At 54.4% G+C, this 26,952-nt stretch carries 22 protein-coding genes and 2 pseudogenes; 12 read left to right on the forward strand and 12 right to left on the reverse strand.

Features of this window, described 5'->3' with window-relative positions; translation table 11 throughout:
- Window positions 1–207: 207 nt before the first annotated feature.
- Together GSQ70_RS26330 and GSQ70_RS04685 are read left to right on the forward strand one after the other, a co-directional pair.
- Window positions 208–288, forward strand: a pseudogene (locus GSQ70_RS26330) (helix-turn-helix domain-containing protein); the annotation flags it as partial.
- Between the two features lie 144 nt (window positions 289–432).
- Window positions 433–1,776 carry an MFS transporter gene (locus GSQ70_RS04685; protein ID WP_158781475.1) on the forward strand — a complete coding sequence of 448 codons (1,344 nt, stop codon included), beginning with the start codon at window positions 433–435 and terminating at the stop codon, window positions 1,774–1,776.
- A gap of 50 nt (window positions 1,777–1,826) precedes the next feature.
- On the opposite strand, the gene GSQ70_RS04690 is transcribed toward GSQ70_RS04685, so the two are convergent.
- The 3 genes from GSQ70_RS04690 to GSQ70_RS04700 form a co-directional block, all read right to left on the reverse strand.
- Window positions 1,827–2,045: a VF530 family DNA-binding protein gene (locus GSQ70_RS04690; RefSeq protein WP_158781476.1), complete on the reverse strand. Its 219-nt coding sequence runs from the start codon at window positions 2,043–2,045 to the stop codon at window positions 1,827–1,829.
- Window positions 2,046–2,072: 27 nt separating this feature from the next.
- The gene (locus GSQ70_RS04695) at window positions 2,073–3,089 is read right to left on the reverse strand and encodes an NAD(P)-dependent alcohol dehydrogenase (protein WP_158781477.1); all 1,017 of its coding nucleotides are present in this window, start codon (window positions 3,087–3,089) and stop codon (window positions 2,073–2,075) included.
- 205 nt (window positions 3,090–3,294) lie between these two features.
- The gene (locus GSQ70_RS04700; RefSeq protein ID WP_158781478.1) at window positions 3,295–4,611 is read right to left on the reverse strand and encodes a serine hydrolase; all 1,317 of its coding nucleotides are present in this window, start codon (window positions 4,609–4,611) and stop codon (window positions 3,295–3,297) included.
- A gap of 116 nt (window positions 4,612–4,727) precedes the next feature.
- Between GSQ70_RS04700 and GSQ70_RS04705 the strand changes: the two genes are divergently transcribed.
- Window positions 4,728–5,681: a LysR family transcriptional regulator gene (locus tag GSQ70_RS04705; RefSeq protein ID WP_158781479.1), complete on the forward strand. Its 954-nt coding sequence runs from the start codon at window positions 4,728–4,730 to the stop codon at window positions 5,679–5,681.
- Here GSQ70_RS04705 and GSQ70_RS04710 read toward each other — a convergent pair.
- Window positions 5,659–5,841 (reverse strand): hypothetical protein, encoded by a 183-nt coding sequence (locus tag GSQ70_RS04710; RefSeq protein ID WP_158781480.1) that lies wholly within the window; start codon window positions 5,839–5,841, stop codon window positions 5,659–5,661. The two genes, GSQ70_RS04705 and GSQ70_RS04710, sit on opposite strands and share 23 nt — an antisense overlap.
- 83 nt (window positions 5,842–5,924) lie before the next feature.
- Between GSQ70_RS04710 and GSQ70_RS25925 the strand changes: the two genes are divergently transcribed.
- The 4 genes from GSQ70_RS25925 to GSQ70_RS04730 all read left to right on the forward strand — a co-directional run bounded on the left by GSQ70_RS25925 (window position 5,925) and on the right by GSQ70_RS04730 (window position 13,033).
- A complete protein-coding gene (locus tag GSQ70_RS25925) occupies window positions 5,925–6,161 on the forward strand; it encodes a hypothetical protein (RefSeq protein ID WP_158781481.1) in 237 nt (78 codons plus the stop codon).
- Window positions 6,162–6,246: 85 nt separating this feature from the next.
- Window positions 6,247–7,659 carry an SrfA family protein gene (locus tag GSQ70_RS04720; protein WP_158781482.1) on the forward strand — a complete coding sequence of 471 codons (1,413 nt, stop codon included), beginning with the start codon at window positions 6,247–6,249 and terminating at the stop codon, window positions 7,657–7,659.
- Window positions 7,660–7,661: 2 nt separating this feature from the next.
- The gene (locus GSQ70_RS04725) at window positions 7,662–10,646 is read left to right on the forward strand and encodes a virulence factor SrfB (protein ID WP_158785216.1); all 2,985 of its coding nucleotides are present in this window, start codon (window positions 7,662–7,664) and stop codon (window positions 10,644–10,646) included.
- A complete protein-coding gene (locus tag GSQ70_RS04730) occupies window positions 10,643–13,033 on the forward strand; it encodes a virulence factor SrfC family protein (RefSeq protein ID WP_158781483.1) in 2,391 nt (796 codons plus the stop codon). The genes GSQ70_RS04725 and GSQ70_RS04730 overlap by 4 nt, the downstream gene beginning before the upstream one ends.
- Window positions 13,034–13,106: 73 nt before the next feature.
- Here GSQ70_RS04730 and GSQ70_RS04735 read toward each other — a convergent pair whose 3' ends face one another.
- Together GSQ70_RS04735 and GSQ70_RS04740 are read right to left on the reverse strand one after the other, a co-directional pair.
- Window positions 13,107–13,376, reverse strand: a complete 270-nt coding sequence (locus GSQ70_RS04735) for a barstar family protein (protein ID WP_158781484.1) — start codon at window positions 13,374–13,376, stop codon at window positions 13,107–13,109.
- A gap of 1 nt (window position 13,377) precedes the next feature.
- Window positions 13,378–13,908: a ribonuclease domain-containing protein gene (locus GSQ70_RS04740; protein WP_158781485.1), complete on the reverse strand. Its 531-nt coding sequence runs from the start codon at window positions 13,906–13,908 to the stop codon at window positions 13,378–13,380.
- A 202-nt stretch (window positions 13,909–14,110) separates the two neighbouring features.
- Here GSQ70_RS04740 and GSQ70_RS04745 point away from each other — a divergent pair, with 202 nt between their 5' ends.
- From GSQ70_RS04745 to GSQ70_RS04755, 3 genes are all read left to right on the forward strand, one after another.
- Window positions 14,111–14,419 (forward strand): hypothetical protein, encoded by a 309-nt coding sequence (locus GSQ70_RS04745; protein WP_158781486.1) that lies wholly within the window; start codon window positions 14,111–14,113, stop codon window positions 14,417–14,419.
- 275 nt (window positions 14,420–14,694) lie between these two features.
- Window positions 14,695–14,940 carry a regulatory protein YcgZ gene (ycgZ, locus tag GSQ70_RS04750; RefSeq protein WP_158781487.1) on the forward strand — a complete coding sequence of 82 codons (246 nt, stop codon included), beginning with the start codon at window positions 14,695–14,697 and terminating at the stop codon, window positions 14,938–14,940.
- Window positions 14,941–15,383: 443 nt separating this feature from the next.
- Window positions 15,384–15,647, forward strand: coding sequence for a biofilm development regulator YmgB/AriR family protein (locus GSQ70_RS04755; protein ID WP_233268250.1), 264 nt, complete (start codon window positions 15,384–15,386; stop codon window positions 15,645–15,647).
- Window positions 15,648–15,727: 80 nt separating this feature from the next.
- On the opposite strand, the gene GSQ70_RS04760 is transcribed toward GSQ70_RS04755, so the two are convergent.
- From GSQ70_RS04760 to GSQ70_RS04780, 5 genes and pseudogenes are all read right to left on the reverse strand, one after another.
- A complete protein-coding gene (locus GSQ70_RS04760; RefSeq protein ID WP_158781488.1) occupies window positions 15,728–15,931 on the reverse strand; it encodes a hypothetical protein in 204 nt (67 codons plus the stop codon).
- Between the two features lie 165 nt (window positions 15,932–16,096).
- Window positions 16,097–17,050 (reverse strand): AEC family transporter, encoded by a 954-nt coding sequence (locus GSQ70_RS04765; RefSeq protein WP_158781489.1) that lies wholly within the window; start codon window positions 17,048–17,050, stop codon window positions 16,097–16,099.
- Window positions 17,051–17,263: 213 nt separating this feature from the next.
- Window positions 17,264–18,694: pseudogene (locus GSQ70_RS04770) on the reverse strand (methyl-accepting chemotaxis protein); the annotation flags it as partial.
- A gap of 29 nt (window positions 18,695–18,723) precedes the next feature.
- On the reverse strand, window positions 18,724–19,743 hold the full coding sequence (locus GSQ70_RS04775; protein ID WP_158781490.1) for an AI-2E family transporter: 1,020 nt from the start codon (window positions 19,741–19,743) through the stop codon (window positions 18,724–18,726).
- A gap of 139 nt (window positions 19,744–19,882) precedes the next feature.
- Entirely contained in the window at window positions 19,883–20,224 is a 342-nt protein-coding gene (locus tag GSQ70_RS04780) for a helix-turn-helix domain-containing protein (protein WP_158781491.1), read from the reverse strand.
- Window positions 20,225–20,600: 376 nt separating this feature from the next.
- Between GSQ70_RS04780 and GSQ70_RS04785 the strand changes: the two genes are divergently transcribed.
- Together GSQ70_RS04785 and GSQ70_RS04790 are read left to right on the forward strand one after the other, a co-directional pair.
- Window positions 20,601–21,764, forward strand: a complete 1,164-nt coding sequence (locus tag GSQ70_RS04785) for an efflux RND transporter periplasmic adaptor subunit (RefSeq protein WP_158781492.1) — start codon at window positions 20,601–20,603, stop codon at window positions 21,762–21,764.
- Between the two features lie 20 nt (window positions 21,765–21,784).
- Window positions 21,785–24,955: an efflux RND transporter permease subunit gene (locus GSQ70_RS04790; protein ID WP_158781493.1), complete on the forward strand. Its 3,171-nt coding sequence runs from the start codon at window positions 21,785–21,787 to the stop codon at window positions 24,953–24,955.
- Window positions 24,956–25,003: 48 nt separating this feature from the next.
- On the opposite strand, the gene GSQ70_RS04795 is transcribed toward GSQ70_RS04790, so the two are convergent.
- Window positions 25,004–26,827 (reverse strand): S8 family serine peptidase, encoded by a 1,824-nt coding sequence (locus tag GSQ70_RS04795; protein WP_158781494.1) that lies wholly within the window; start codon window positions 26,825–26,827, stop codon window positions 25,004–25,006.
- Window positions 26,828–26,952 lie beyond the last annotated feature (125 nt).

A 26,952-nucleotide genomic window follows, 5' to 3' on the forward strand; every position in this document is an offset into this window, starting at 1 on the left:
CTTCTGTTCTCCGCCCTACCCGAGAATTTTCTCGTGGAACAGGCATACTAACCAACACAGATAAATCAGCCGATCGGCCTCAATTTTCCATTAGCAATTCATATTATTCCCCTCTTGCGCAAATCTAATCATTGCGATCCTTAATTCGTCCGCTCAGACAGACTTAAAACTGATTTTTACTGATGTTTTTAGCTAATATCCGCAGCGTTTTACGGCAATATCAGCAAAACAGCACATGCGCTGGGCGTAGCGCGCAGCACCCTTTACCGCCGTGCAGCGCGGGAAAAGGGGTTGTCTGCTTCATTACACTTAAAAATGACAAATTGTAGTTTTTGTGATCAGTATTGTAGTACAAGATAGTCATTTTGTACTCTAATGACAATCAGGGCAGGCGTCAGCCTGCCATTCTGACTCACTATCAGGGAATCTATTATGGCCCCGACTTCAGCTGCGCGTCCTGGTCGACGCAGGTATCTGATCGCCTTTATGCTTTTAATTACGGTGATCATAAATTATATCGATCGTGCTAACCTGGCTATTGCTTCGTCCGAAATTGAAAAAGAATTCGGATTATCGGCGGTGCAAATGGGGTATATATTTTCCGCCTTTGGCTGGACTTATGCTCTTTTTCAGCTGCCTGGCGGACGCTTCCTCGATTTAATGGGATCTAAAGTCACCTATTTTATCGCCATTCTGGGCTGGTCTGTTGCCACTTTATTGCAGGGTTTTGCCAATGGTTTCGCTGCGCTTCTGGGTCTGAGGGCCATTACAGGTATGTTTGAGGCGCCCTCTTTTCCAACCAATAATAAGGTGATCAGTAGCTGGTTCCCCGAGCAGGAAAGAGCCGGGGCAATTGCTATCTATACGTCCGGACAATATGTTGGTCTGGCCTTTTTTACACCGGTTCTGATCTGGGTTCAGCATGTATTAAGCTGGCACTGGGTCTTTATTATCACCGGTGGCGTGGGTATTCTCTGGTCGCTGTTCTGGCTGGTGAAATATAAAAGCGTTCATCAGGATAAAAAAGTCAATGAGGCCGAACGGCAGCATATTATTAAAGGCGGAGCCATTACCGATGGTGAAACAGCAACGGATAAAAATTCAGCGTCACGTCGTAAACTAACCCGTAAGGAGTGGAAGCTGGTGCTCCATCCGAAGCTGCTGGGGGTCTATATCGTGCAGTTTGCGCTGGCAACTACCGTGTGGTTCTTCCTCACCTGGTTCCCAACCTATCTCAGTAAAGGCCGGGATATTGATTTAGCCACCACCGGCCTGATGACCTCCATCCCGTTTATTGCCGGATTTCTGGGAGTGATTGGCGGCGGCTTTCTGGCCGATAAAATGGCGAAGTCCGGCCTGTCGATCGGCGTATCCCGCAAGACGCCCATTTTAATTGGGTTAATGCTGTCAATGACCATTGTTGGCGCGAACTACACCACAAATATCAATGTAATCGTTGGCTTACTGGCACTGGCCTTCTTTGGTAATGGCTTTGCTTCTCAAGCCTGGTCCCTGGTGTCGTCCATTGCTCCCGTGCATTTAATTGGCATGAGCGGCGGCTGCTTTAATCTCTTTGGCGCACTGGGCGGCGTTTCCGTGCCAATCGTGGTCGGTTATCTGTCGCAATATTACGGCTTCGCCCCTTGCCTGGTGTATATCGCTGCAGTAGTGGCGCTTAGCATTGTCTCCTTTACTTTCCTCATCGGCAGGGTAGAACGTATTCCGGATGAACGGACTTCTGGGATAGTGCATAAGCACGTCGGGGATACGCGCTAAAACTGAAAACGCCACGGGCAGAGTCTCCTGTTGCCCGTGGCGTTGCTTAATTATTTTTGCGTAGCTATATACAGATCTTCCACCTCTTTGCGCGCCCAGGGCGTCCGGCGCAGAAACTTGAGGCTGGATTTAACGCTGGGATCGCTCCTGAAGCAATTAATGTTGATGCGTTTTGCCAGCTCCGCCCAACCATAGTGGGCCACTAATGCGTTTACGATGGCTTCCAGCGTTACGCCATGCAAAGGGTCTTTCGAAACATGATCTGCCATGTTGGATCCTGTAAAAACATGTGAAAATCAGAAATCGGCTTTCAGCACCACACGGTAATTTGCTTTACCGGCGCGAACGTGATCCAGCGCGTCGTTGATTTTCGACATCGGGAAGAATTCAACTTTTGGTGCAATATCGGCACGTGAAGCCAGTCTCAGCAGCGAACGCAGTTGCCCCGGCGAACCGGTAGAAGAGCCGGTGACGGCCTTATCGCCCATAATCAGGTCAAAAGCTGAAACCTGGAAAGGCTTCATCACCGCGCCCACGGTGTGGAACTTGCCTTTTGGTGCCAGCGCGTCGAAGTAAGGTTTCCAGTCCAGATCCACCGCCACGGTGCTGAGGATCAGGTCAAACCGCCCTGCCAGCTTTTTCAGCGCTTCCGGATCGCGGCTGTTCACCACTTCATCGGCTCCCATATCGAGGATAGACTGCTTCTTATCCGGCGAGGAACTGAACGCCACTACTTCGGCACCCATCGAACGCAGAAGTTTGATGGCGATATGGCCAAGTCCGCCAATGCCGATCACGCCAACGCGGCTGGTTGCGGTGATGTTGCTCATCAGCAGCGGTTTAAACACCGTGATACCGCCGCACAGCAACGGACCCGCACTCGCCGCATCCAGTTTCTCCGGCAGCGGGATCACCCACTGCCAGTCCGCACGCAGCTTCTCGGCAAAGCCCCCGTTGTTAAGAATGGTCGGGATGCTGCCTTCTTCACAGTTCACCTGTTCGCCATTGATGCAGGCATCGCAGTGCTGGCAGCTTTTTGCCGTCCAGCCAATGCCCACACGCTGTCCCACAGAGAGCCCTTTCGTTTTTGCCGCTTCGCCCAGGGCGGAAACGCGACCGATAACTTCATGCCCGGCAATGGTCGGATAGCGGGAGATGCCCCACTCATTGTCGATCATCGATAAATCAGAATGGCAGACGCCGCAGTACTCGACCTCAACTTCGACTTCTTCTGCCGTCAGATCTGCAGCATCGTACTCATACAGTTCAAGAGCCTGACCGGCCTGCATCGCGGCGTAACTTTTAATTTTCATTCTTTACCTCAGTTCCGGTTAACAGTCATGAAGGAGTGTAGCAAAGTCGTTCCCCTGCCTGGGGAGCAGGATGAGGCATAACCGCAGTGTTATGTTGCAAGCTGTAAAATGTCGCGGGATTTTCCCCCACTTTGGTTAAAGGCTGCCCACACCGTAAACAGGCGTGAGCAGAGTTGAGGCAATTTAAGGCGCCAACGTTGCGACCTTAATTATTCTGCAGGGTATTCGCGATAGCATTAAACATCAGCGACGCTTCCAGCGGCTGAGCACTGAAGGAGGGTTCAGCTTTCGGCCAGGCCGACCACTGTACAATCACCAGATCCTCTTTCTGATTGACGACAATCACCTGTCCGAAGATCCCCAGCGCCCATAGCGTGTCCTGTTGTAACAGCCCTTCTTTCGGGGCCACGTCTCCGGCATTGGCCGGTACGCTGTTGTTCCACCATTCAAAACCATAGGTTCCTTCCGGATGCGCGGCGGAAACAGAGTTTTTTGCCTGATTCCAGCGACCAGCCTCCTTCACCCAATTGTCAGGTAACAGCTTTTTGCCATCCGGCAGTTGTCCATTATTCAGCACAAACAGGCCAAAACGCCCCCAGTCCTCCAGCGTGGCATTAAAACCGTGCGCGCCAACATCATGTTGCCCCTGTTGATAGCTGTGCCACACGCCATCATTGGCCATGCCGTAAGGCTGCCAGATTTTTTCCTGCAGGTACTGAGCCAGCGGCATACCGGTCGCTTTCTCCAGCGTATCACCCAGCAGCCAGGCTCCTCCGGAAGAGTATGACCAGACTTTTCCCGGCCTGGCGTAAGCTTTGCGCTGCGGAGTGATAATCAGCTGACGAACGCAGTCATAAGTCTCCTTCCCGGCCTCACACTGGGTCAGCCTGGCAAAGTCTGACTTCGGATCCTGATAGTTCTCATCCCAGCTCACGCCGGAAGTGTGTTGCAGGAGCTGCCGCAGGGTTACATCCTGCCAGGCAGTACCGCGAACCTCAGGATTGTACTTCACCACTTTGTCATCAAGAGAGGCGATTACTCCCTCTTTCAGCGCAATGCCGACAAGCGTGGAAACCACTGATTTACCGACCGATCGTGATGTCCATAAGGTGGTTTTGTTGTTGCCCTCGCCGAAATATTCCCACGCCACCTTACCGTCTTTAATCACCATCATGCCGGTGACATTGTTCCGCCTGACATAATCCTGCAGATGATACTGCTGGCCGTGAATGCGATAGACAGCCGAAGAGAGATCGCGGCTGGCATAGGTCAGCGGGGTAGATTTTCCGTGTCTGAACACATCGCCCGGATAGGAACGGAAATCATTGCGGAAACCAACCACCCGATCCTGTTGATTCCAGGTGAGCATATCTTTCACGTCCGGCAGGTTTTTATCCACTGGCTGCGGGCAGGTGCTGAGTTGAGGGGCGCCACAAGCAGTGTGCGGTTCAGCGGCCTGAGACTGGAAGGTCAGGCCCAGACAGGCAGCCAGCAGGCAGGCGCCTGGTTTGAGGTTTTTCATGATGTTATCCTTAATAGGTTATCCCGGTGGTCATTACCCGCAGACAATACCCCTCACCGGGCCGCGCGGATAAGTAGCTTACCGGGGGAAAAACCCCCGCAAGGACAGGAATTCATATGACGCAAATTCGTTTCACCCTGGCACAGATTGAGGCCTTCGCCTGTGTTTGTGAGGCGGGTAACATTACCCGGGCAGCGAAGCGGCTGAAAAAGGATCGCACCACCGTCCGCGAACTGCTGGAGTATCTGGAGGTGGATATGGGCTATCCGCTATTTGATCGCCGCACCCGACCGCTGCAGCTGACTGAGGAAGGACAGCGCCTGTATCGCCAGGCGCGATTGTTTTTGCAGGAAGCCGAGGCGTTCAGCCTGGCTATTACTGATATCCCTCAGCAACTGGGACAGAAACTCACCCTCTGCTATGACCCTTTCACGCCCCGGGATTTTCTGACCGCACTGGCTACGGAGTTGCATCTTCAGGGTTTCAAGCTGGATTTATTGCTGATGGAGCGCGAGGCGGCGGAAGAAGGTCTGGCGGAGCTGGCAATATGTCAGGCTTTAAACCGCTCAATCAGTGACAAATTTAAGTGGCGTGCAATTGGCAGTATTGAACTGGCCGTATTTGCGGCGGCAGACTTTTTTACCGGCAGCAAGCCTGTCTCTCTGTTTACTCTGGCGTCCTGTCCTCAGTTGCTGCCCTTCCATCATCTGCCCGAGTCTATGAAGCAACGCCTGCAGATTGCTGACAACATCCGCACGGTGAGTGAAATTTCGCTACTTCAGAGGCTGCTGAGTTCAGGCCAGGGATGGGCATTTTTGCCCACCCATTTTGCTGCCGGGGAATGGCCACATATCCGCCAGTATGCCACTGAACTTGGCCAGCAGGGTTTACTCCACCCGATGGTCGCCTTGTGGAAACCCGGAGCCTGCCCGGTGCTGAACGGGATCGTTGAAAAGGTCCAACGAATCTACGCAGAAACCGGCCGGTATACTGCTGCTGGTGCCGAACATCAGAGTAACAATCCCTGCTCCAGCAAACCTGCAGCTGTCAGTCCGCCAGACGCTGGGTGACGTTGCCGATGGCTTCCACCACCTGTGCTGAGTTGTTCTGAATATCTACGATCGCCTCGCCCGCTTCCCGCACCAGCGTCACCCCCAGGTCTGTTCGCGTCAGGTTGGCAGAAATGTTTTTCTGCGCCAGTGCGGCCAGTTGCTGATTACGGTCCACCACGCCGGAGATTCCTGGCTGGCGCTATTGATATTGGCAGCCAGCTGCAACCGTTTTTTGCTGATCGGTCAGCAGAAAGTCGAAGAGTGGCACGACCGGGACAAACTGTACGCCACGCTGCAGGAGACTTCGATGAGCCCAGTCTGAACCCTCTGCTGGCAGGGGATAAAATCGCGTTTGCTGAGGCGAACCGGTTCGTTCTGCTAAACTTTAACGGCGGTGTAACATTCGCCGTTTTTTTCTTGATTAAGAAGGCTTTTCTGACTTTTGCCATTCTCATTGCGAAAGTAATCACTGGTTTACCCTCTTATTTCCGCATTTGATTTAAGTCCACTCGACTACAGTAAGGATAAATTTGAATTAAAACGTCTTTCCACTCCTGACATCTGACTAGAAGGTCTTTTTTGCGTGGCAAAATCATTCTTACGCAGCGGAAGTTTGGATGCGGTTCTGCCCCTCGGCGAGAACGGTCAGCCCGTTTATCTTTCCGCCCTGCAGTTGCGCGAAACGTTGCGCCTGAGAAAACAGCAACAAATCGCTGACTGCCTGGCCATTCCCCAACCCAACGATGCCGGTGACCGGCTTGACTGGTACTCACCCATTTCCGGTAAGGTGACCTCCTGGGCAGCCGCCAGCGAAAGCGCCCGCGCACACGCCCTGAACCAGCTGGTTGCCTGCCAGCAGGCTGTAGCCGACATCTGCCAGCGTGCCCTGCAGTCCGAAAAAAACAGCCAGAAGCTGTTCGGCGCGCTGCTGGCGAAAGCTCTGCAGTTTCCCGATCAGAACTTTGTCTATCTGGTTGGTGGTAAACCGGTTCTGACCTTCTGGGGCTTTGTCAGCCTGGATAAAAAATACCGTCAGGATGCGCTGGACTGCCTGCGCACGGTGGAGGAAGACAATACTCCGCCGCTCAGCCTGTCGAAGATGACAGCCACCGTTGCCCCTGCTGCACCGGTGATTGTGCCTGCTCCGGTTGTGGCCGCTCCGGCTCCGGCAGTGATTCCGGCAGAGCCAAAAGTGGTTGAAAGCGAGTCTGAACCGGTTGTGCAGGAACCCGTTGTGGCACCTGCTCCGCCCGCAATCGCTTCGGTAAAGACTCGCAGCAACCTGATCCGTTACGGCTGGATGCTCCCGGCAGCCGCGCTGCTGGTCGCTTTCGGCGTGCAAATTGAAGGCTATATCTCCTCCCCGGCTCAGGCACCTGCTGAGGTGAAACTTCAAAGCAAACCGGCCGACACCCAGGCAGAAGCCCCCCCGGTCGTTAAACCTGACGTGAAACCAGAGGCCAGGGCTGAATCTCCTGCGCCAATCGAAAAACCGGTTCTGCCTTTGGCACCGGCCAGCGTAGCCGCCCCCCAGCATGAAGTCGCTCCGACACCAACGCCTGTAGCGGAAGTTCCGGCTGCGGTAGAGGAAATACCTGCCGTCCCGGCGGCGAAAGACGATTTAGTGATGCCAGCAGATGCAGTGAAATTGGGTTCAACCAAATTCCTGAACGGTAACTGGCGCGTGATTGTCGGCGGAAAAAATCCACTGACCGGCAAACCACCCAGCCTGCGTTATCAGATGAAGAACGGCCAGGGCATTGCGAAGATCACCCAGGGCGACGGGATCAGCTGCCGTGTGGATGTGTATGCCGGGCTGATGAAATCAGGCAACCTGGTGATCAACAGCCGCACCAAAGCGAAGTGCAGCGACGGCTCCCGTTATCAGATGCCTGAGCTGGTCTGTAAGCAAGGGGCGACCGGTGCCGCAGAGTGCAGCGGCCAGTACGATGCCAATACGGTGTTACCGATGACGATGAAGCGCGAGAGTAAATGATGATGCTGGCGACGATCGCTGATTTTAAACCGAATATGACGCTGATCCACAACAGCGGCATTCAGTTCCTCGACTTTGCTCTGACGCCTGAGCTGGACGCAGACCTGCCGGGGAAATTTGTGCGGCAGACCGCAAACGGCCCGCTGCTGCGCCTTAACTTTAATGCTCAGAGCGGTAAATATCTGCTGCCGATTGGCGTGGGTAGTACGCCTGAAGTGGTCAAGCCGGAGTTCAGTTTTCCGCTGGAACAGTCGCTGGATCTGCTGAACGGCATCTGGCTGCCGCTGCCCTATTTCCGCTTTAATCCGCCGCGGACTTTTATCGGCGGGCCGGATAACTGGGCGCGGGTACAGATCCTCGAACTGGAAAAACCAGACGTCAACGGCAATACCCACCGCATCTGCCTGGCATTCGAAACCCGCGTCTGGGTGGAAGGCGAAGATGAATCGCTGGCGCTGAATGAAAGCGACGTGAAAAACGGCGTCAGTTTTGCGCTGGCACACCGCAGCGATGAGCTGGGCGAGTTTCTGGATCACACCTGGATCGACGGCTGGCTGCGTGAAGTGTTCAGTCAGCAGGCTTCCCAGATTGAGCAGCGGCCGCAGGTTAACATCCGCACCGCCCTGCGTGAATTTGAGTATCAGGCGCACTATCTGAATATCCTGCATATGCTGGGCAATCAGCTTTCCCTGCCGGAACTGAAAATCAGTGCCGCCACACTGCAAGAACCCGCCGTTCCGGTGGATTTGATCCTCGATGTCGGCAACTCGCACACCTGCGGCATTATGGTTGAAGATCATGTTGACGATCACCATGGCCTCAAACATACCTATGAGCTGCACCTGCGTAACCTTAGTGAGCCACATCAGCTGTATAACGAGCTATTTGAAAGCCGCGTTGAGTTTGCGCAGGCCAGCTTCGGCAAACAAAACTTCTCGGTTGAAAGCGGCCGTGACGACGCTTTTATCTGGCCTTCCATCACCCGAGTGGGCCGTGAAGCCAGCCATCTTGCGCTGCAGCGTCTGGGCACCGAAGGGGCGACCGGCATCTCCAGCCCACGTCGTTATCTGTGGGATGAAGAGAGTTACACCCCGGGCTGGCGTTTCAGCCGCACGCCGGGCAACGCTTCTCAGGAACCGCTGGCAACGGCAGCTCCGGTGACCAATCTGGTCAACGATGAGGGCCAGCCGCTGTACAACCAGCCGCTGGAAGATCGTCTGCCGGTCTTTTCTCCACAGTACAGCCGCAGTTCTGTCATGAGCTTTATGCTCTCTGAACTGCTGGCGCAGGCGCTGATGCAGATGAACAGCCCGGCCCAGCGCCAGAAAATGCTGCACAGCAGCGCTCCACGCCAGCTGCGCAATATTATTTTGACGCTGCCTTCGGCGATGCCAAAGCCGGAGCGTGAAATTTTCCGCCGCCGGATGATCGAAGCTATCGCCCTGGTGTGGAAAGCGATGGGCTGGCATCCGGCTGATGACGACTTTTCCACCGCGAAGGACAAAGCGAAAAGCCGCGTGCCGGTGCCGGACGTTCAGATGGAGTGGGACGAAGCGACCTGCGGCCAGATGGTCTATCTCTACAACGAAACCCAGGTGAATTTTGGCGGTCGCGCTGAGGCATTCTTTGTCAGTATGGCCCGCCCGGACCGTGCCCGTGCCGCCGATGAGCCAGTGGGTAAAACCCTGCGCATCGCCTCAATTGATATTGGCGGCGGCACCACCGACCTGGCGATTACCCAGTACCGGCTGGATGACGGCGTTGGTAACAACGTGAAAATCATGCCTCGCCTGCTGTTCCGCGAAGGCTTCAAGCTGGCAGGTGACGATATTCTTCTGGATGTGATCCAGCTGTACGTTTTGCCCGCGCTGCAGACCGCTTTTAAACAGGCTGGTATGGTCAATCCTGAAGGCGTAATGGCCCGGTTGTTTGGGCATGAAGGAAGGCTCGATGGTCACTCCACGCTGCGCCAGCAGGTCACTTTGCAGATTTTTATTCCGGTTGGTCAGGCGATCCTGGAAGCCTATGAGCAGTTCGACCCGCTGGAGTTGAACGCAGAAATCGATGCCCGCTTCGAGGAGCTGCTGTCACAAACGCCGACGCAGAAGCTGCTCGACTACATTAACCGTGAGATCCAGCGCGAGCTGCCGAACGAAGCGGAAGAGTTCGATATTCTGCGAGTGCCGCTGATCGTCAAGCTGAGCAAGCTGCACGCTGAGTTCCTGTCGTCGCGCATGAACATCACCCACAGCCTGCGCTCGATGTCTGAAGTGGTTGCCGTATATGACTGTGACGTGCTGCTGCTGACCGGTCGTCCGTCGCGCTTCCCTGGCGTGCAGGCGCTGTTCCGCCATCTGCAGCCGTTGCCGGTCAGCCGCATTCTTTCGCTGGACGGTTATCATACCAATGACTGGTATCCCTTTAACAAACAGGGGCGCATTGAGAATCCGAAATCCACCGCTGCCGTCGGGGCGATGCTGTGTCTGCTGTCGCTGGATCTCCGGCTTGCCAACTTCTGGTTTAAAGCCGGTGACTTCCAGCCCTATTCCACCATCCGCTATCTCGGGATGCTGGACGGGAACGGATCGTTGAGCAGCGATAACGTCTGGTATGCCGATATCGATCTGGACGATGAGAAATTCGCTCTGGACGCCCGAGAATGCTTCCAGGTGCGCGGCTCGCTGACCTTAGGTTTCCGTCAGCTGGATAACGACCGCTGGCCAGCCTCACCGCTCTATACGCTGTCGATTGCCGATCCTCAGCTGGCGCGCAGCGTGGCCGGAGATAAGGTGCTGAAAATTAAACTGGCAGTTGCCAAAACCAGCGGGGGATTTGGCCCGGAGCGGTTTGAAATTGCCGACGCCACGCTGGATGATGGCACGCGGGTTCCGCTGGAACAGCTGCGGCTGAAGCTGAATACCTTAGCCAGCAGCGGATCGGGATTAACCCATTACTGGATTGACAGTGGGAGCGTATACAAGAAATGAAACCGTTGACGCCCAAGCAGTTGTCGGCCACGTTCGGCAAAAAACTGGATACGCTGGCCAAAGGCATCGATCAGTCGATTGCCTGGCTGGAAAGCGCCCGCGAAACCTCACCGCGCCTGAATATGGAAGCCGACCGCCTCAGCGTCAGGCTGCGCCGCCAGCGCAATAAAGCCAGCAACCTTACCGTCGCCAGCGGTAAAGAGTGCGCGATCGGCTTCTTTGGTCTCTCTCAGGCGGGAAAGTCTTATCTGATCTCAGCGCTGGCTGCCAGTGATAAAGGCCGGATGGAGATTGCCCTTGGCGGGGCGAATTTTGACTATAACCTGCTGAACCCGCAGCAACAAACCGGCACGATGGTGACCCGCTACAGCGGTCAGCAGGCGCGCGTGGATAACGAGTGGCCGGTTCAACTGGCACTGCTCAGTGAAGAAGAGCTGGCCGCAATCCTTGCCGATGTCTGGGCGAGACGCTGCGGCGAACAGACGGTGGTGCTGGATGAGCAGCAGATAGCAGAACGCCTGAAAAACGTCGCCATGTACCGCCAGCCGCAGGAAACCGCAGGGCTGACCCGTAATGATGTGGTCGCTCTGTGGGATCGGCTGGCTGCCGCGCAGCTTTGCTGCAGTAAGGCGCTGGAGACCCATTTCTGGCCGCTGGCCGTTGAACTGGCCCCGATGCTGGGGGTTGACGATCGTGCCCGCCTCTTTTCACTGCTCTGGGGTGAAGACCGCGAACTGACCGGTCTCTATCGCCAGCTGGCTCACGTGCTGCATCACGTGTCCGGGGCGCGGCAGGTGTTTGCGCCGCTGGCCGCAGTGGAAGATGCTTCACTAAGCGTGCTGAACAGCAATGGCCTGCGCTACTTCAATGCTTCCTCCGATCGGGTGATCCAGGTGGTGCCGCAACACAATGGTCGTGGCCTGCAGCCGGTGAATCTGGCGCTGGCCGAGCTGACGTTGCTCAGCCGTGAAGTGCTGATGCCGCTCTACTGCGCACCGAAAGAAAACCTGTTTGAAACGGTCGATCTGCTAGACTTCCCGGGCTTCGAAGAACCTGCCGTGCTGCCGGACGATAAAGATCACGAACTGGCGCTGGCCTTCCTGATCGCCAAACGCCCTTTCCTGCTGACCCGCGCCGCCGAGCGCCAGGATGTGAATCTGCTGATGGTGTGCAGTGCTTCCAGCCAGCGGGCTGATACCCGAACCGTTGGTCGCGTGCTGGATAACTGGGTGAAGCAGACTCAGGGTGAAAACAGTCAGGTTCGCAGTCGCCGCAAGCCTGGCCTGATCTGGGCGCTGACGCCGTTCGACCAGCGTGTGACCCGTGGGCAGAATTATGATGCCGCCGTGCAGCGTTATGTGGGAAATCCCGGCGATGCCTGGGGTTCAATGCTGGCCATGGACGATAAAGGCGTGAAGCGCATGGCGGGCTGGCTGACGACCGAAGTTCGCCGCGAAACCAAGCTGGAACGTTTGCAGGAACAGCAGAACGAAGTCCGTCGCGAACTGGCGGAAAACCTGCTGGGCCGCTGGTATCTGGCGTCCGAAAAAGAGGAACCGCAGGCGCGTCTGCGCATTGCCGAAACGTTGCTGAAAACCCTGCAGGCCAGAACGGGTGTGCATGGCGAGCTGCTGGAGCGGTTATTGCCGGCCCGTGAGACGTTGCGCCATCTCTTCCTGCAGCGCCAGAATCGGGGCGAACGGCCAGTGACCGAGGCGTTTGCCCTGACCGAAGACGATCCGTTTGGCATTGGCATGAGCATCGATCTGCTGAGCAATGAACCGATCTCCGGCCTGCTCACCCCGGAAGAAGACGCGAAGGAAGAAGTACCGGAAGCGGAATTTGCACAGCAGGTGTACCGCCACTGGATTAACGTGCTGCGTCAACTACCCGATCAGGGCGCGTTGCTCGAACTTCTGGGCGTCAGTAAACCGACGCTGGAGATGCTGACTGAAGAGCTGGTGACTGCCAGTATTCGACTGGATACGGAAGCGGCGTTAGTGAAAATGCTCACCGATAACGAAGCACCGGGCGCACCTGCCGAGATGATTGCCGATCGTCAGGTTTCCCGTGCGCTGAGCGTACTGGGCGACTTTGTTGCCTGGCTGGGCTTTCAGCACGTGCCGGAAGCCCAGCGTCCGGAGAGTAAAATCAACCGGGGACAGCGCATTTTCGCCAAGCCGGAAACGCAGACCGCCAGCCTGGGGCCGGGCCAGCGTCTGACCCGCCTGGCGCTGAAGCCTAATAACCACGCCGCCTACTACATCTATGACTGGCTGGTCGGGCTGAACGAAATGATTATGCAGAATGCCGGTTACTCCGCCGCCCGTGAAATTGACAGCGAGCATCGTAACCAACTTGCTGCGATTCTGAAGCAGGTTGGCTGATTATTCACTGCATTCAGCCAGAAATCAGTGACAGAGGCGGTAGATTCTGCGGTAACGATTAAAGGGAGGGTCATTAACGTAATCGCAGACTGAAATTCCCGGCGGTTTCCTCTTCGGCTTCCCGCATGACGGCAATAATAGCGTCAAATTGCGCGGCATCTTTATGCTCAGCCAGATGCCGCAACGTGATGCGGGCGGGCAGATCAATCATCCCCGTCAGGGCATCCCACAGCGCATCAAGATTGGCACCAAATTGCATCTCAATGGCGAATTTAACCACGAACTGCCGGTAGAATTCGTCAACATTAGCGATAGTATGAAAATCAAAGCTGACCATTTTCATTTCAGTACACCTTTTCCACGTGGCGATAGTGGTCGCGGGTGACGTAGATCATTCCGTCACTGGAGTAGAGCATCCTGTCGCTGCCGCGACGGCCACACTGGTAGTTTACATCCGCTTCAAACCAGCGACGCCCCTGACTTTCAGGCAGTACTTTTTCCCGGTTAGAGAAGCGATCGCCACCAATCGCCCGACCGGGCAAAGCATCACAGAGATTGCCGCGTGAAGGATCCCAGCCGAGTTTTCTGGCCTCACTTTTTCGCAGATAATAGTCAGGCAGACGCTGGTGCTGATGAAGATAATCCGCCACCCGCTGTTGCTGAGTCAGTACGCTGATATCGCGGTTGTTTGCACTGCCGGAGCGATTGTCGTCCGCAGCATTGGTTACTCGTGGACTGGGGGCATTGCTGGCCGACTGGCTGGCGTGACTGCTGCCAGCCTCCTGCGAATGTGAGGATTCTTTTGCCGGGTGTCGCAATCCGGTGGCGGTGGCCACAATGGCAAAAATCACCGCAACAATCAGTTTTTTGTTCATCGCCGGATTTTAACCTGGCAACAGAATTAGCGTCTATTTCTTATCACCCTTCATGATTCCTGGTTCGTCTGAATCAACGGTTATCTGATTAGAATCAATCACCTCTTTCTGACCTGATGTTAAATATGTTTCTGATTCCCCGGCGTTTTTCGTCTAAAATTAACACCGAGGTTATCACCCGTTCGTTTAAGGAGGATATTCCGTGTTTTTTCACGACGATGAATCAGGTCACAACATTATCGGTGAAGCCGCTCTGAGTCTTGCCCTGAGTGATAAAGACATCAGTGTCGATACACTCCTTGCACAGCTCAGACTGCTTGCCGAAAATGAAACCAGCGACCTTCGGCTTATGCAGATATCCGACGCCATTAACGGGCTCAGGAGCTTCAGACAGCCGGGTCAGAGAACCCGGGCCACGCATTACTGGCTGGCGGGAAATGATGAGGGAATTGAAGGAAAGCACAGTGGAGACGTGGTCCGGCTCCGGCCGGAAAACGACGATGAAAGATAACCTTTTTATCGGACGCGCCTCCGGGCGCGCCGGCCGGAGACTTATGTCAGGGATGACACCCTCCTCTGCAACACAACTCCTTCAGCTCAGATACGCACTTTTTTTCGCCCGTGCCCTTTTCACCCCGCCCATGCGCAGGTTAACGCCGTTTTAAACGAATAACCTCTGTACACAATGCAGTTGATTAACATTATTCTGTACAAGTATTGTTTTTTTGTATAAGTTTATCCCTCATTACATTGTGATTACATCGACCGCATAATGAGAGGCCTTAAATGCATCACACCGGCTCCCCGGCAGCAGCTGCCAGTGAAATCGCCCGTTATTTCAGCAAAACTGCGCACCCCTCCCAGCAGGAGACCCTGGGGAAAATTGTTGTGGAAATTCTTCAGGCAGGAAAACATCTCAACAGAAAGGCGATTTGCATCAGGCTGCTGAAACACCTGGAACTGGCCACGACCGGTGAAGAGCAGCAGCATTATCAGACCCTCATTGGAATGCTGTTTGAGCCGGGAGGCTGATGCTCACACCTGCCGGACGAGCCTTAACCTTACACCCTCCAGGCGGTGCGTTCAGATTTAATGAAAATCCCATTCCTTACTCCTGTCATAAGTCAGTGGGAAGAAGGTATGAACAGAAACAGACACGAAAAGTTAACAGAAACGGTTCTGGGTGAGGCGGTGGTCCGACTGCTCAGTAAAAGCAGTCTATTCAGCGGCGCAATGCTGCTCCGGTGCCTTCAGGAAATGGCGGTAAATGAGACTGACCCGGAACGTCTTCAGGCATTAAGCGCACTGATGATCGAGGTTCAGACTGAATTTGTTTCAGCAACGGATGCCCCGACGTTACCGGTTTCGGTGGATTCCCACCACAGCGGGAAGCACTGATGCCCGAAAACTTATGACGGCAGAGAATTATTTTCAGGGGCCTTCAGCCTGACATTATCCCGTGGAGGATAACTGACATGCAACAGATGATCCGGGTAACACCGGAAGCAGAAATCATCAGCTACTTTCGTCGCAACGAAAATGACTTTCAAGAAGAGATTGCCGCCCTTGACGCGGCCATCCGGAACATCGTTATCAGTGGAAACAGGATAACCACGAAAGCGATTATTCTTCAGATTATTGGCGAAATGGAAACCACGTCCGATGTTATCAGGCTGGACGTGCTGCGCAATGTACTTGAAATCGTAGTGGGACATACGCCGGATGACAAGGGGTTCTGACTCCGCTGACTTTCCAGGTTCTGCCGAATATTCGTCAATGGCAGTTCTTTGTCATTAAACTGCCAACCGCTGAGGCTGTGTCAGTGTAATTGACTGGCCAGAATTCTGACTGCTTCGGCGCATGCATCACGTATGCTCTGCTTATTACCGGCAGTTTCACCCATCGCATGCAGGGCACGGATTATTTCATGAAGCGTCAGGGAATGATCCGGCCTCAGAAGGCGGACCACAACCGCAGCTATCACTTCATAAACCGCTTCCGGTATTTGATTATCATCAGACAACTTGTCTCCGCTCACAACTGTATGTGTTTACAGTACACATTAATACAGAAAATTCTTTACTGCACTCTAATTCCTGTAAAACCGGGGCCGCGTCAAGAGCCCGCCACTGTTTACGGTTAAGCAACCGGGGCAGTTCACTCATGGAGCAGAAGAGACGACACGAGCTCAGACCATATCCATCATCAGTAGCAGCACCGGCGTGGTGACCGCCGAGAAAATGGTCGAAAGCAGCATACTGGTGGCAGCCGGTCCGGTCAGCGCATTAAACTGCTGCGACATCAGGTAAACGTTGATGCCCACCGACATTGATCCCAGCAATACCACCACTTTACTCTCCAGCGGTGGCAGACCAATCAGCCAGGCCAGCGCCCAGATCACCAGCGGCTGCACGATCAGTTTCAACAGGCAGATGGCATAGCTCTCCTTCAGCCCGTCTTTCATCTGATAGGCTGCCAGGCTCATTCCCAGCGCAACCAGCGCCAGCGGCACGGCTATAGTGCCGAGCATACTGATCGGTTGATCGATCATCAGCGGCAGAGCCAGACCTGTCAGGCTGAATAACGTGCCGGAGAGAATGGCAATAATCAGTGGATTCTTCAGCACGCTGACGGCGGTCCTGCCAAAGCCTTTAATGTTCAGCGCACCGTGACGGAACCATTCAACAGAGACTGTCGCCAGCGTCCATAAAATCAGTCCATTAAACACCAGCACCAGCGCAACGGACGGAATGGCCTTTTCGCCCAGCATCACCGTGGCAATCGGCAGGCCGAGCATCACATTGTTGGAGAAAATACCGCCAAGAGCAAAAACCGAACCGGAAACGCCGTCCAGCTGAAAGACGCGGCTGGCAATCACCCTGCCCAGCACAAAGACAATCAGGCAACTGCCAAAAAAGGCGAACAGCAGGCGGGCATCCACCGGCGGACCTTTACTGAAATCACACATCAACCTGAACAGCATGGCAGGCAGCGCGAGTTTGAATACCACGCGGTTCAACGCTTCGCTGATGCTGTCCGGCCATTTGCGCCAGCGAACCAGTCCCCAGCCCAGGGCAATCAGGATAAATAATGGCATCGAGAGCAGGATTTGGTGCAGCAGAGTGGACAGAAGTTCAGGCATGAGTCACTGAGTTCCCGATAATTTTTTCTTTACCATAAAGTCGAAGTCGCACAGCGTAAAGAGCTGGTTAGGTAATAAAAAACAAAATACGGGCTTCTGTTGAAGCGTGGATGAGAGAAATCGCTGACTGAGATGCACCGTCCGTGGTGCAAGGCACAGGTGTATACCGTAACAGGAACGGTAAATGCAGGAAACGCCCAAAAAGTTACAGGGTCACATATTCGGCGCCACTTTGAACACGCTGACGCTGAGCAGAAGGTTCTCCGCCTGAGCCTGCAGCGACTGGGCTGCAACCGTTGACTCCTGCGAAAGCGAGGCATTCTGCTGCGTGGCGGAATCCATCTGCGTGACTGCCAGATTAACCTGGTCAATTCCCACGCTCTGCTCCCCGCTGGCCAGTGATATTTCTGCCACCAGCGAACTGACGCGCTGCACGTTTTCAACGATATTTTCCATCGCTTCCCCGGCGCGTGCCACCAGCGCGTTTCCGGCATTAATGCGGGTGACAGAGCTGTCTATCAGCGTTTTAATGTCTCTGGCTGCAGCCGCAGAGCGCTGGGAAAGCGCCCGCACTTCAGCAGCCACGACTGCAAATCCGCGCCCTTCCGAACCAGCCCTTGCCGCTTCAACCGCAGCGTTGAGCGCCAGAATATTGGTCTGGAAAGCAATGCCGTCGATCACGCTGATAATATTGCTGATTTGATGAGAAAAATGGTGAATTTCGCCCATCGTCTGCACCACTTCCTCCACCACTGTTCCCCCCTGCTGCGCCGCTGAAGTTGCGGTCAGGGCGATATCGCTGGCATGCCTGGCATTGTCAGCATTTTTCTTCACGACCGAAGTCAGCTCTTCCATTGAGGCAGCAGTTTCCTCCAGAGCGCTGGCCTGAGCCTCGTTGCGTGCGGAGAGATCCTGACTGCCGTGAGCAATCTGCGCCGATGCCGTGGCGATGGTCTCAGTGCCTTCACGCACATCAGAGACGATGCGGGTCAGGTTGCCATTCATCTCTTTTAACGCGGCCATCAGCAACGCGGTTTCATCGCGGCCCCTGACCACAATATTTGCCTGCAGATCGCCAGCCGCAACCGTCTGTGCGATTTTAACTGCCTGGGCAAGCGGACGGGTGATGCTGCGTACCAGCCACCAGGTAATGGTGCTGCCGGTGATCAGCGCAATCAGCATCGAGATCGCCAACAGCAGACGGGTATGCTGATACGCTGCGAGGTTAGCAGCTTCAATCTTTTCATGCATCTGCACGGTGTGAGCCAGCACGCTGCTCACCACCTGATCAATCATGCTGGTCGGCAGACGGTCAATTCCGGTCACCAGATGATCCACTCGTTGTGGACTGGTGGCATCGCCCTGGTGATATTCCTGTAAAGCTGCGAGGTAGCGCTGCTCAAGTTCCGCGTGCAGCTGTCGGGTTTTGATCGCTTCTGTATTATCCATGCCCAGCGCAGGCATCGAGGCGATCAGCGTACCCAGCAGTTCCTGCGTTTTATGGCTCCTTTCCACAAATGCGGTTTTAAACTTGTCGAAAGTCTGTTGATTCTGGCCGCCACGCAGCAAGGTGTTTTTCCACTCCTGAACCAGAATTTTGAACTGCACCTGAGCATTACGCGCGGTATCAATAACCTGCTCGATTCAGGTTTGTCCAGGGCCAGTCAGGCGGGTCAGATCAGACTGGCATGGCGCAGCTCACTTTTCAGATAAGCATAATAAACCGGCGCGGCCACCACTCCGGCCAGGCCAAAGGCCGATTCGAAGACCAACATTGCCAGCAGGATCTCCCAGGTTTTGGCGTTGATACGGGTACCGAATATCCGGGCGTTGATAAAGTACTCAAGTTTATGCACCAGTATCAGGAAGATCAGCGCAATCAGCGCCGCTTCCAGCGAAATTGACAGCCCAATCAGCACGATCACCGTATTGGAAATCAAATTGCCAATAATCGGCAGCAGCCCGGCGATAAAGGTCAGCACCACCACCGTTTTGGCAAACGGGAAATGCAGCCCAAACAGCGGCAGCACACCAAACAGGAAGCCGCAGGTCAGGACTGTATTAACCAGTGAGACTTTGATTTGGGCGAAAACCACGTTATGGAATGAGGCTGCCAGCCTGCTGAGGCGTTCAAGAAGGGCATGCTTCAGTGGCGCATCCTGCTTGTCGGTTCCGCTGACCCGCAGTGAAATGATAGCGCCCAGCAGCATACCAATCAGCATAGTCGCGAAAGTGTGCGCGGCGGTACGGCCAAACGTCTGCACCACCACCAGATGCTCCCGAAGCCATGTGATGACCTGATGTTGCAGCTCATCAATATCCGCAGGCAGGTAACGAGTGACCACCGGGGAAAGCGTGCGCTGTGCATCTTCCAGCAGCTTGCTGGCCGCCGCGTGGAAAGCCGCCGGGTTTTGAAAATCATGCAGCAGGAAACCGATCAGCTTGGTGATGCCGAGTACCAGCGCCAGCAGCACCACTACCGTCAGGAAGAAGATAATGATCCAGCGAGCCAGCGGCCCTTTTACCAGCCTTTCCACCCACGGCGTCAGTGCCAGGATGGTTTCGTAAACAATAAAGCCTGCCAGAAAACAGGGCAGCAGCCGCAAAGGAAAAATTAAAAACAGCGCAAGAAAAATCAGTAAATAACTGGCCGCCTCGCACATCCCCTGCTTGTTCAGTTTCCGTATTTCCATCACGTTTCCTGTCTGGATTGATTAAAACTCATTGTAATTCAGACAGTATACAACTCCCGGAAGGATTTTTTGCAGATTTGCCGTGACGGGACAGGTGCAGAAAGTTCACAGCGGGCAGGAACGCCCGCTATTGAGAGAGTTAAGAACAGGCGCTGACCTGAACCTGGCGACGCCATGCGCCAGGAGACTGACCAAACTGGCGCTTGAAGCTGCGGTTAAATGACTGCTGGGAATCAAACCCGAAGGAGATTGCCACGTCAAGAATCGGCTCAGCACCCCGTGCGAGACGTTCAGCAGATTTTTTCAGGCGGCGGGCACGAATGTATTCACCCAGCGCATAGCCGGTGTGTTGTTTAAACATTCGCTGCAGATGCCATTTGGAATAACCTGCGCGGTTGGCTACCGTATCCAGATCCATCTTCCCTTCAATATGGGTATCGATCCACTTCACGAGATCGCGAATAAAATCATCATGGCTCATTGTCTTCCCCTTAACGCTAAATAGTTGCAACCCGTTCTTGCTCTTGACCTCTTCCCTGAGTCAGGGTAAAAGGTAACTTTAATGAATGCACTTATCTACGGTAGAGCTTCCCTGAGCTTAATGCAAGTTTAATTGTTGCATTTAATGCGATTCTCTGTCATTGTCCGTTAATCAACTTCATCCACCTCCCTTTCAGCGCCTTAACATTTTGTCACTGCTGTTGACAGTAATGTGCTAAAAGCAACAATAATACTTGCAGATTATTTTCACCCTTCTTACAATCCCGCCTGTTTTGTGTATTTGTTATAAATACATTTTATGCGTACTGCCGTGCTCTCTTTCACCGTCGTTAAGCACCTGCAACAGGGATTACATAATGAAATCAATCGCCTCAACTCAACTGCGTCTTTTCGCTCTGCCGCTGCTATCGCTCGTCTGGCTGGCAGGCTGCGATTCGAAGGGCGCTGAACAGAGCGCGCCACCGGCACCGCAGGTGAGCGTGGCGGAAGTTCAGCAAAAGACCGTCAGCCAGTGGGATAACTTTACCGGCCGCATTGAAGCGGTACAAAGCGTGCAGCTCCGCCCCCGCGTAACCGGTTATATCGACAAGGTGAACTACACCGAAGGCCAGGAAGTGAAAAAAGGTCAGGTACTGTTTACGATTGATGACCGTACCTACCGGGCCGAACTGGAACGTGCTGAGGCCGATCTGGCCAGCGCCCGCACTCAGGCACAGCTTGCCCGCAGTGAATCCGGTCGTACTGAGAAGCTGATTGGCAGCCAGGCCATCTCCCGCGAAGTCTGGGAGCAGCGCCGCTCTGCCGCCACTCAGGCCGATGCAAACGTCCTGTCGGCCAGAGCGGCCGTGGATATGGCGAAGCTGAACCTTGATTTCACGACAGTCACTGCCCCGATTGATGGCCGCGCCAGCCGGGCGATGATTACTCCGGGCAATCTGGTGACGGCGGGCGACAGCAGCAGCGTACTGACCACGCTGGTTTCACTGGATACCGTCTATGTCTATTTCGATGTAGATGAGTCAACGTTTCTGCGCTACCAGCAGATGAGCCGCGACGGAGAAAGCGCGGCGACCGCTCATCACGCCCTGCCGGTGAAAATTGGCCTGGTGGGTGAAGACGGCTATCCGCACGAAGGTAAAGTCGATTTTACCGATAACCAGCTGACCGCCAGCACCGGCACCATCCGCATGCGGGCAGTGCTCGATAATCGTCAGAGACTGTTCACCCCAGGCCTGTTTGCCCGCGTGCAGCTGCCTGGCCGTGCCGACTTCCCTGCTCTGCTGGTCAACGACAAAGCCGTGCTGACCGATCAGGATCGCAAATACGTTTACGTTATTGATGCCCAGAATAAAGCACAGCGCCGCGATATCAAGCCTGGCCAGATGGCTGACGGCCTGCGGATTGTGCAGCAGGGCTTGCAGCCTGGCGACAAAGTGATCGTTGATGGCGTGCAGAAAGTCTTTATGCCGGGCATGCCGGTCAATGCCAAAACGGTGCCAATGGCGCCTGCCGCCCTTTAATCAGACCCGCAGGAACTGTTATGGATTTCTCCAGATTTTTCATCGACCGGCCGATTTTTGCGGCCGTACTGTCGATTCTGATATTTGTTTCCGGGCTGATTGCCATTCCACTGCTGCCGATCAGTGAATACCCGGATGTGGTCCCACCCAGCGTGCAGGTGCGTGCGGAATACCCAGGCGCCAACCCGAAGGTGATTGCCGAAACGGTGGCCACGCCGCTGGAAGAAGCGATTAACGGCGTCGAAAACATGATGTACATGAAGTCGATTGCCGGTTCCGATGGCGTGCTGGTCACTACCGTCACCTTCCGCCCTGGTACCGATCCGGATCAGGCACAGGTTCAGGTGCAGAACCGTGTGGCACAGGCGCAGGCCCGCCTTCCGGAAGACGTGATCCGTCAGGGCATCACCACTCAGAAGCAATCTCCGACCATGACGTTGGTTGTCCATCTCGATTCTCCGGATGGTCGCTACAACTCACTTTATCTCCGCAACTATGCCGAGCTGAAAGTGAAAGATGAGCTGGCCCGCCTGCCGGGCGTCGGTCAGGTGCAGATTTTTGGCGCGGGTGAATACGCCATGCGCATCTGGCTGGATCCGAACAAGGTTGCGGCCCGTGGCATGACCGCCGGGGATGTGGTGGCGGCAATTCAGGAGCAGAACGTGCAGGTTTCTGCCGGTCAGCTCGGCGCAGAGCCGATGCCGAACAAGAGTGATTTCCTGCTGTCGATTAACGCTCAGGGAAGACTGCAGAGCGAGCAGGAGTTTGGCAATATCATCCTGAAAAACGGTGATGACGGCCAGATTGTTCGCCTGCGCGATGTCGCAAGGATTGAAATGGGATCCGGCAGCTACGCGCTGCGGTCGCAGCTGAACAATAAAGATGCAGTCGGGATTGGTATTTTCCAGGCTCCTGGCGCGAATGCCATCGACCTGTCGAATGCCGTGCGGGCAAAAATGGCCGAACTGGCCACCCGCTTCCCGGAAGGAGTGCAGTGGAAAGCCCCGTACGATCCGACCATCTTTGTGCGTGATTCGATCAGTTCGGTGGTGCATACGCTGCTGGAAGCGATTCTGCTGGTGGTACTGGTGGTGATCCTGTTCCTGCAAACCTGGCGCGCTTCGATTATTCCGCTGCTGGCCGTCCCTGTTTCAGTGATCGGGACTTTTGCGGTGCTCTACCTGTTGGGCTTCTCGCTGAATACGTTAAGCCTGTTCGGGCTGGTGCTGGCGATAGGTATCGTGGTCGATGACGCCATCGTGGTGGTGGAGAACGTCGAGCGTAATATTGAGGAAGGCCTGGAGCCTCGGGCAGCAGCACATCAGGCGATGCGTGAGGTTTCCGGTCCGATTGTCGCCATCGCGCTGGTACTTTGTGCGGTGTTTGTGCCGATGGCGTTCCTTTCCGGCGTAACCGGCCAGTTCTACAAGCAGTTTGCCGTGACCATCGCTATTTCCACGGTGATTTCAGCCATTAACTCGCTGACGCTCTCGCCTGCGCTGGCGGCTATTCTGCTGAAATCCCACAGCGCACCGAAAGATCGCCCGAGCCGGATTATCGATACGCTGTTTGGCTGGCTGTTCCGTCCATTCAATCGCTTCTTTAATCGCAACTCTCAGCGTTACCAGGGCGGTGTTTCTCGTATCCTGCGCCGTCGTGGTGCGGTATTCGGTGTTTATGTGCTACTGCTGGTTGGTGCTGGCGTGATGTTTAAAACGGTGCCGGGCGGCTTTATACCGACTCAGGATAAGCTGTATCTGATTGGCGGTGTGAAGATGCCGGAAGGCTCCTCGCTGGAGCGCACCGATCAAATGATCCGCAAGATGAGCGACATCGCGATGCACACGGATGGCGTGGCAGATGCGATTGCTTTTCCGGGGCTGAATGCGTTGCAGTTCACGAATACGCCGAATACCGGCACGGTGTTCTTCACGCTAAAACCGCTGAGCGAACGTAGCCGTCCTGCTGCGGAGATTAATGCCGAGATCAATGCCAAACTGTCGCAGCTTCAGGAAGGTTTCGCCTTCTCGATCATGCCGCCACCGATCCTCGGCCTTGGTCAGGGTTCCGGTTACTCGCTCTATATTCAGGATCGCGCAGGCCTGGGTTACGGAGCGTTGCAGGACGCTGCCAACGCGATGGCAGGGACCATTATGCAAACGCCGGGGATGCACTTCCCGATCTCCACTTATCAGGCAAACGTTCCACAGCTGGATGCGCAGGTTGATCGCGATAAAGCCAAGGCCCAGGGCGTGGCGCTGACCGATCTGTTTGGCACGCTGCAGACCTATCTTGGCTCGTCATACATCAATGACTTCAACCGTTTTGGGCGCACATGGAAAGTCTACGCGCAGGCGGATGGACAGTATCGCGAAACCATCGAGGATATTGCCAACCTGAGGACGCGCAATACAAGTGGTGAAATGGTACCGATCGGCAGCATGGTGCATTTCGGCACGACTTACGGGCCAGACCCGGTGATCCGCTATAACGGTTTCCCTGCGGCTGACCTGATTGGTGATGCCGATCCCCGGGTGCTCTCCTCCACTGAGGCCATGCAGCGGGTGCAGGCTATCGCCGACCAGATCCTGCCAAACGGTATGAATATCGAATGGACTGACCTCAGCTACCAGCAGGCAACGCAGGGTAATGCGGCGGTAATTGTCTTCCCGGTTGCGGTGCTGCTGGCCTTCCTGGTGCTGGCCGCGCTGTATGAGAGCTGGACGCTGCCGCTGGCAGTGATCCTGATCGTACCCATGACACTGCTTTCCGCTCTGTTCGGCGTCTGGCTGACGGGGGGTGACAATAACGTCTTTGTGCAGGTTGGACTGGTGGTGCTGATGGGGCTGGCCTGTAAGAACGCTATCCTGATCGTCGAGTTCGCCCGCGAGCTGGAGATGCAGGGCCGCACTGTGATCGAAGCGGCGCTGGAGGCCTGTCGCCTGCGTCTGCGCCCGATTGTGATGACCTCAATCGCCTTTATCGCCGGGACAATTCCGCTGATGCTGGGCCACGGCGCAGGAGCAGAAGTCCGCACCGTTACGGGTATCACGGTGTTTGCCGGAATGCTGGGCGTAACGCTGTTCGGCCTGTTCCTCACACCGGTGTTCTATGTTGCTCTGCGTATGCTGGTTAAGCACAAAGAAAAACCGGCGGAAAATAACCGTGTTCAGGATGCACATCAGAACTGAATAAGGTATTAAACTCTCTCCCCCGCCCGTTCAGGCGGGGGTATTTTATTAAATGCGAGTCCAGGGAAGGGCATCGCCACTCGCTGCACCGGTCGTACCAGGCAGTCCTGGTTCGACATTAGGACTGATCCACCATTTTGCAAGATAGTTCTGGCCAAGATGGCTGACGCGATCGCCGCCGACATAGACGGTGTTTCTGGCCCATAACGGATATGGGGATGGTTCTGGTTCTGGTTGTGGATCGGGAATTCCCTCATCCAGCATGGCATCAAGACGTTCCATCGCTGCCATAACATCAGGCATATAACCAATGCGGTCATTCACCCCCTGACTGTTACCGCTGGCTGCAATCAGATCCCTCATTTCACTGGTGTTCAGGAACACGCCATAACGCTCTTTGGCATAAGACTGAATAACTGCAAGCGCGGCCGCTGTTAAAGGCGTGGCGCTGGAAGTCCCGTTATAGCCATTGGTGTAACTCAGGTTTACATTACCATTGCCTGATTGTAATGCACCGTATCCCGTGGTGGTCACTCTCTCGCCCCATGAGCAGATCAGCGAGGTATAGTGGTTGTAATTGGAAAAAGACAACCGGCGCGAGGTTGTTGAACTGCAGGCCCCGACGACCAGAGCGCCACTGTCGCCTAAATCGCTCAGGATACCCGCCTCAGGGCTCAGATCGACGCTACCGTTACCTGCCGCCATCACCACGACCACGTTGTTATCAGTGAGCGCTTTAATTCTGTTCCACCAGCTTGAGTTACAGATAGCCGGTAAATAACGTCCGTTAACGACAAACTGGATATTCAGCGCAACGATATCGCCCGGCTGGGCATCACGCACAATAAGGTCAAGATTGCCGGTGTCATAAAAATTAAAGTCGCATTCGTGTGCAATTCCTGTCACACCGTAACTATTTTTTTTCGCGGCAATTACCCCGGTAGAGGCTGTGCCGTGATGGCAATCCTGCGTTTCTGCACGGCTGTTAACCACCGTAATATTTCCGACTAAATCTTCATGATTACGGTATACGCCAAAATCAAGCAGGCGCACAGTTGCATGAGATCCAGCGCTGCCTTTGTTCCAGCCATTGCGCACATTCATTCCTGGCCATGCACTCTGGTAACTCTGGAGGGCAGTAAAATCTGGCGTAGCAGAAGCCCGGTTTTCTACCTGCGTTTCAGATTCGACCTCAAAAAGTTCAGCAGGTGGAAGAAGATCTGCTGCGACCGGAGCAATTGAGCAGAATTCAACACACTCCAGTTTTTCAAGCTCCTCCGCAACCGGCTTCAGGTCGTTAAAACTGGCGTAAAAGGGCAATTTATACAGATCATTCAGCAGGCCAGACTCGTATTTTTTCTGATAAATCTGATTAAAGACTGGCAGCAATACTTTCCCATCAGCATTTATAACTTCTCGCTGATGCTTCCGGACTATTTTTTTAAATAACGGAATCCGCTGTTCCTGTTCAAAATTGAATGTGCTGTATGTTCCTGACTTAAATTTCACCTCAAGATAATAGCGGTCACAGCCAGCAACAGGCTCTGCTTTTCCCTTTAACTTGCGGGTGTCAGTGGCAATGTGTTTGGTGTGGGATCGCAACAGTGTCGGTTTAACACTGAAATATTTGTGGAAAGTGGCAACCTCATCATCAGCTGCATAAGCCACTTCAGCCGACACATGATAGGAGCCAGAACCGGGAATATCAAAGCAAACTGCCTCTCCGGCCAGAATACTGCTCTTTTTCGTGACAAGATTATCGCCTGAATAAAGCGAATAGGTGATTAACTCTACGGGCTTATCCGTCTGGACTTTGGCATAGGTCCGACCGTCGTAATTAAGCTGTCGGTAAACGTCAAGAAACTCTCTCATTTTCATTCCTTAAATTATTTTTTTTGCAATGAAGTGAAGAGCGCAGTTAAATAAATTTAACTCACTGAATAAAAATATATTCCTGTTCACTTCGAAAATAATTTAATTGATTGAATCGGGAGAGT

The organism is Pantoea sp. BAV 3049 (assembly GCF_009765445.1).
Classification (GTDB): Bacteria; Pseudomonadota; Gammaproteobacteria; order Enterobacterales; family Enterobacteriaceae; genus Erwinia.

What these genes read in the sequence shown, in the direction of transcription:
- GSQ70_RS04700 (WP_158781478.1), bottom strand. Translation starts at nt 4,611, where the DNA reads ATGAAAAACCTCAAACCAGGCGCCTGCCTGCTGGCTGCCTGTCTGGGC.
- GSQ70_RS04695 (WP_158781477.1), bottom strand. Translation starts at nt 3,089, where the DNA reads ATGAAAATTAAAAGTTACGCCGCGATGCAGGCCGGTCAGGCTCTTGAA.
- GSQ70_RS04705 (WP_158781479.1), top strand. Translation starts at nt 4,728, where the DNA reads ATGACGCAAATTCGTTTCACCCTGGCACAGATTGAGGCCTTCGCCTGT.
- GSQ70_RS04755 (WP_233268250.1), top strand. Translation starts at nt 15,384, where the DNA reads ATGCAACAGATGATCCGGGTAACACCGGAAGCAGAAATCATCAGCTAC.
- GSQ70_RS04685 (WP_158781475.1), top strand. Translation starts at nt 433, where the DNA reads ATGGCCCCGACTTCAGCTGCGCGTCCTGGTCGACGCAGGTATCTGATC.
- GSQ70_RS04775 (WP_158781490.1), bottom strand. Translation starts at nt 19,743, where the DNA reads ATGGAAATACGGAAACTGAACAAGCAGGGGATGTGCGAGGCGGCCAGT.
- GSQ70_RS04780 (WP_158781491.1), bottom strand. Translation starts at nt 20,224, where the DNA reads ATGAGCCATGATGATTTTATTCGCGATCTCGTGAAGTGGATCGATACC.
- GSQ70_RS04735 (WP_158781484.1), bottom strand. Translation starts at nt 13,376, where the DNA reads ATGAAAATGGTCAGCTTTGATTTTCATACTATCGCTAATGTTGACGAA.
- GSQ70_RS04740 (WP_158781485.1), bottom strand. Translation starts at nt 13,908, where the DNA reads ATGAACAAAAAACTGATTGTTGCGGTGATTTTTGCCATTGTGGCCACC.
- GSQ70_RS04765 (WP_158781489.1), bottom strand. Translation starts at nt 17,050, where the DNA reads ATGCCTGAACTTCTGTCCACTCTGCTGCACCAAATCCTGCTCTCGATG.
- ycgZ (WP_158781487.1), top strand. Translation starts at nt 14,695, where the DNA reads ATGCATCACACCGGCTCCCCGGCAGCAGCTGCCAGTGAAATCGCCCGT.
- GSQ70_RS04725 (WP_158785216.1), top strand. Translation starts at nt 7,662, where the DNA reads ATGCTGGCGACGATCGCTGATTTTAAACCGAATATGACGCTGATCCAC.
- GSQ70_RS04790 (WP_158781493.1), top strand. Translation starts at nt 21,785, where the DNA reads ATGGATTTCTCCAGATTTTTCATCGACCGGCCGATTTTTGCGGCCGTA.
- GSQ70_RS04795 (WP_158781494.1), bottom strand. Translation starts at nt 26,827, where the DNA reads ATGAGAGAGTTTCTTGACGTTTACCGACAGCTTAATTACGACGGTCGG.
- GSQ70_RS04690 (WP_158781476.1), bottom strand. Translation starts at nt 2,045, where the DNA reads ATGGCAGATCATGTTTCGAAAGACCCTTTGCATGGCGTAACGCTGGAA.
- GSQ70_RS04730 (WP_158781483.1), top strand. Translation starts at nt 10,643, where the DNA reads ATGAAACCGTTGACGCCCAAGCAGTTGTCGGCCACGTTCGGCAAAAAA.
- GSQ70_RS04785 (WP_158781492.1), top strand. Translation starts at nt 20,601, where the DNA reads ATGAAATCAATCGCCTCAACTCAACTGCGTCTTTTCGCTCTGCCGCTG.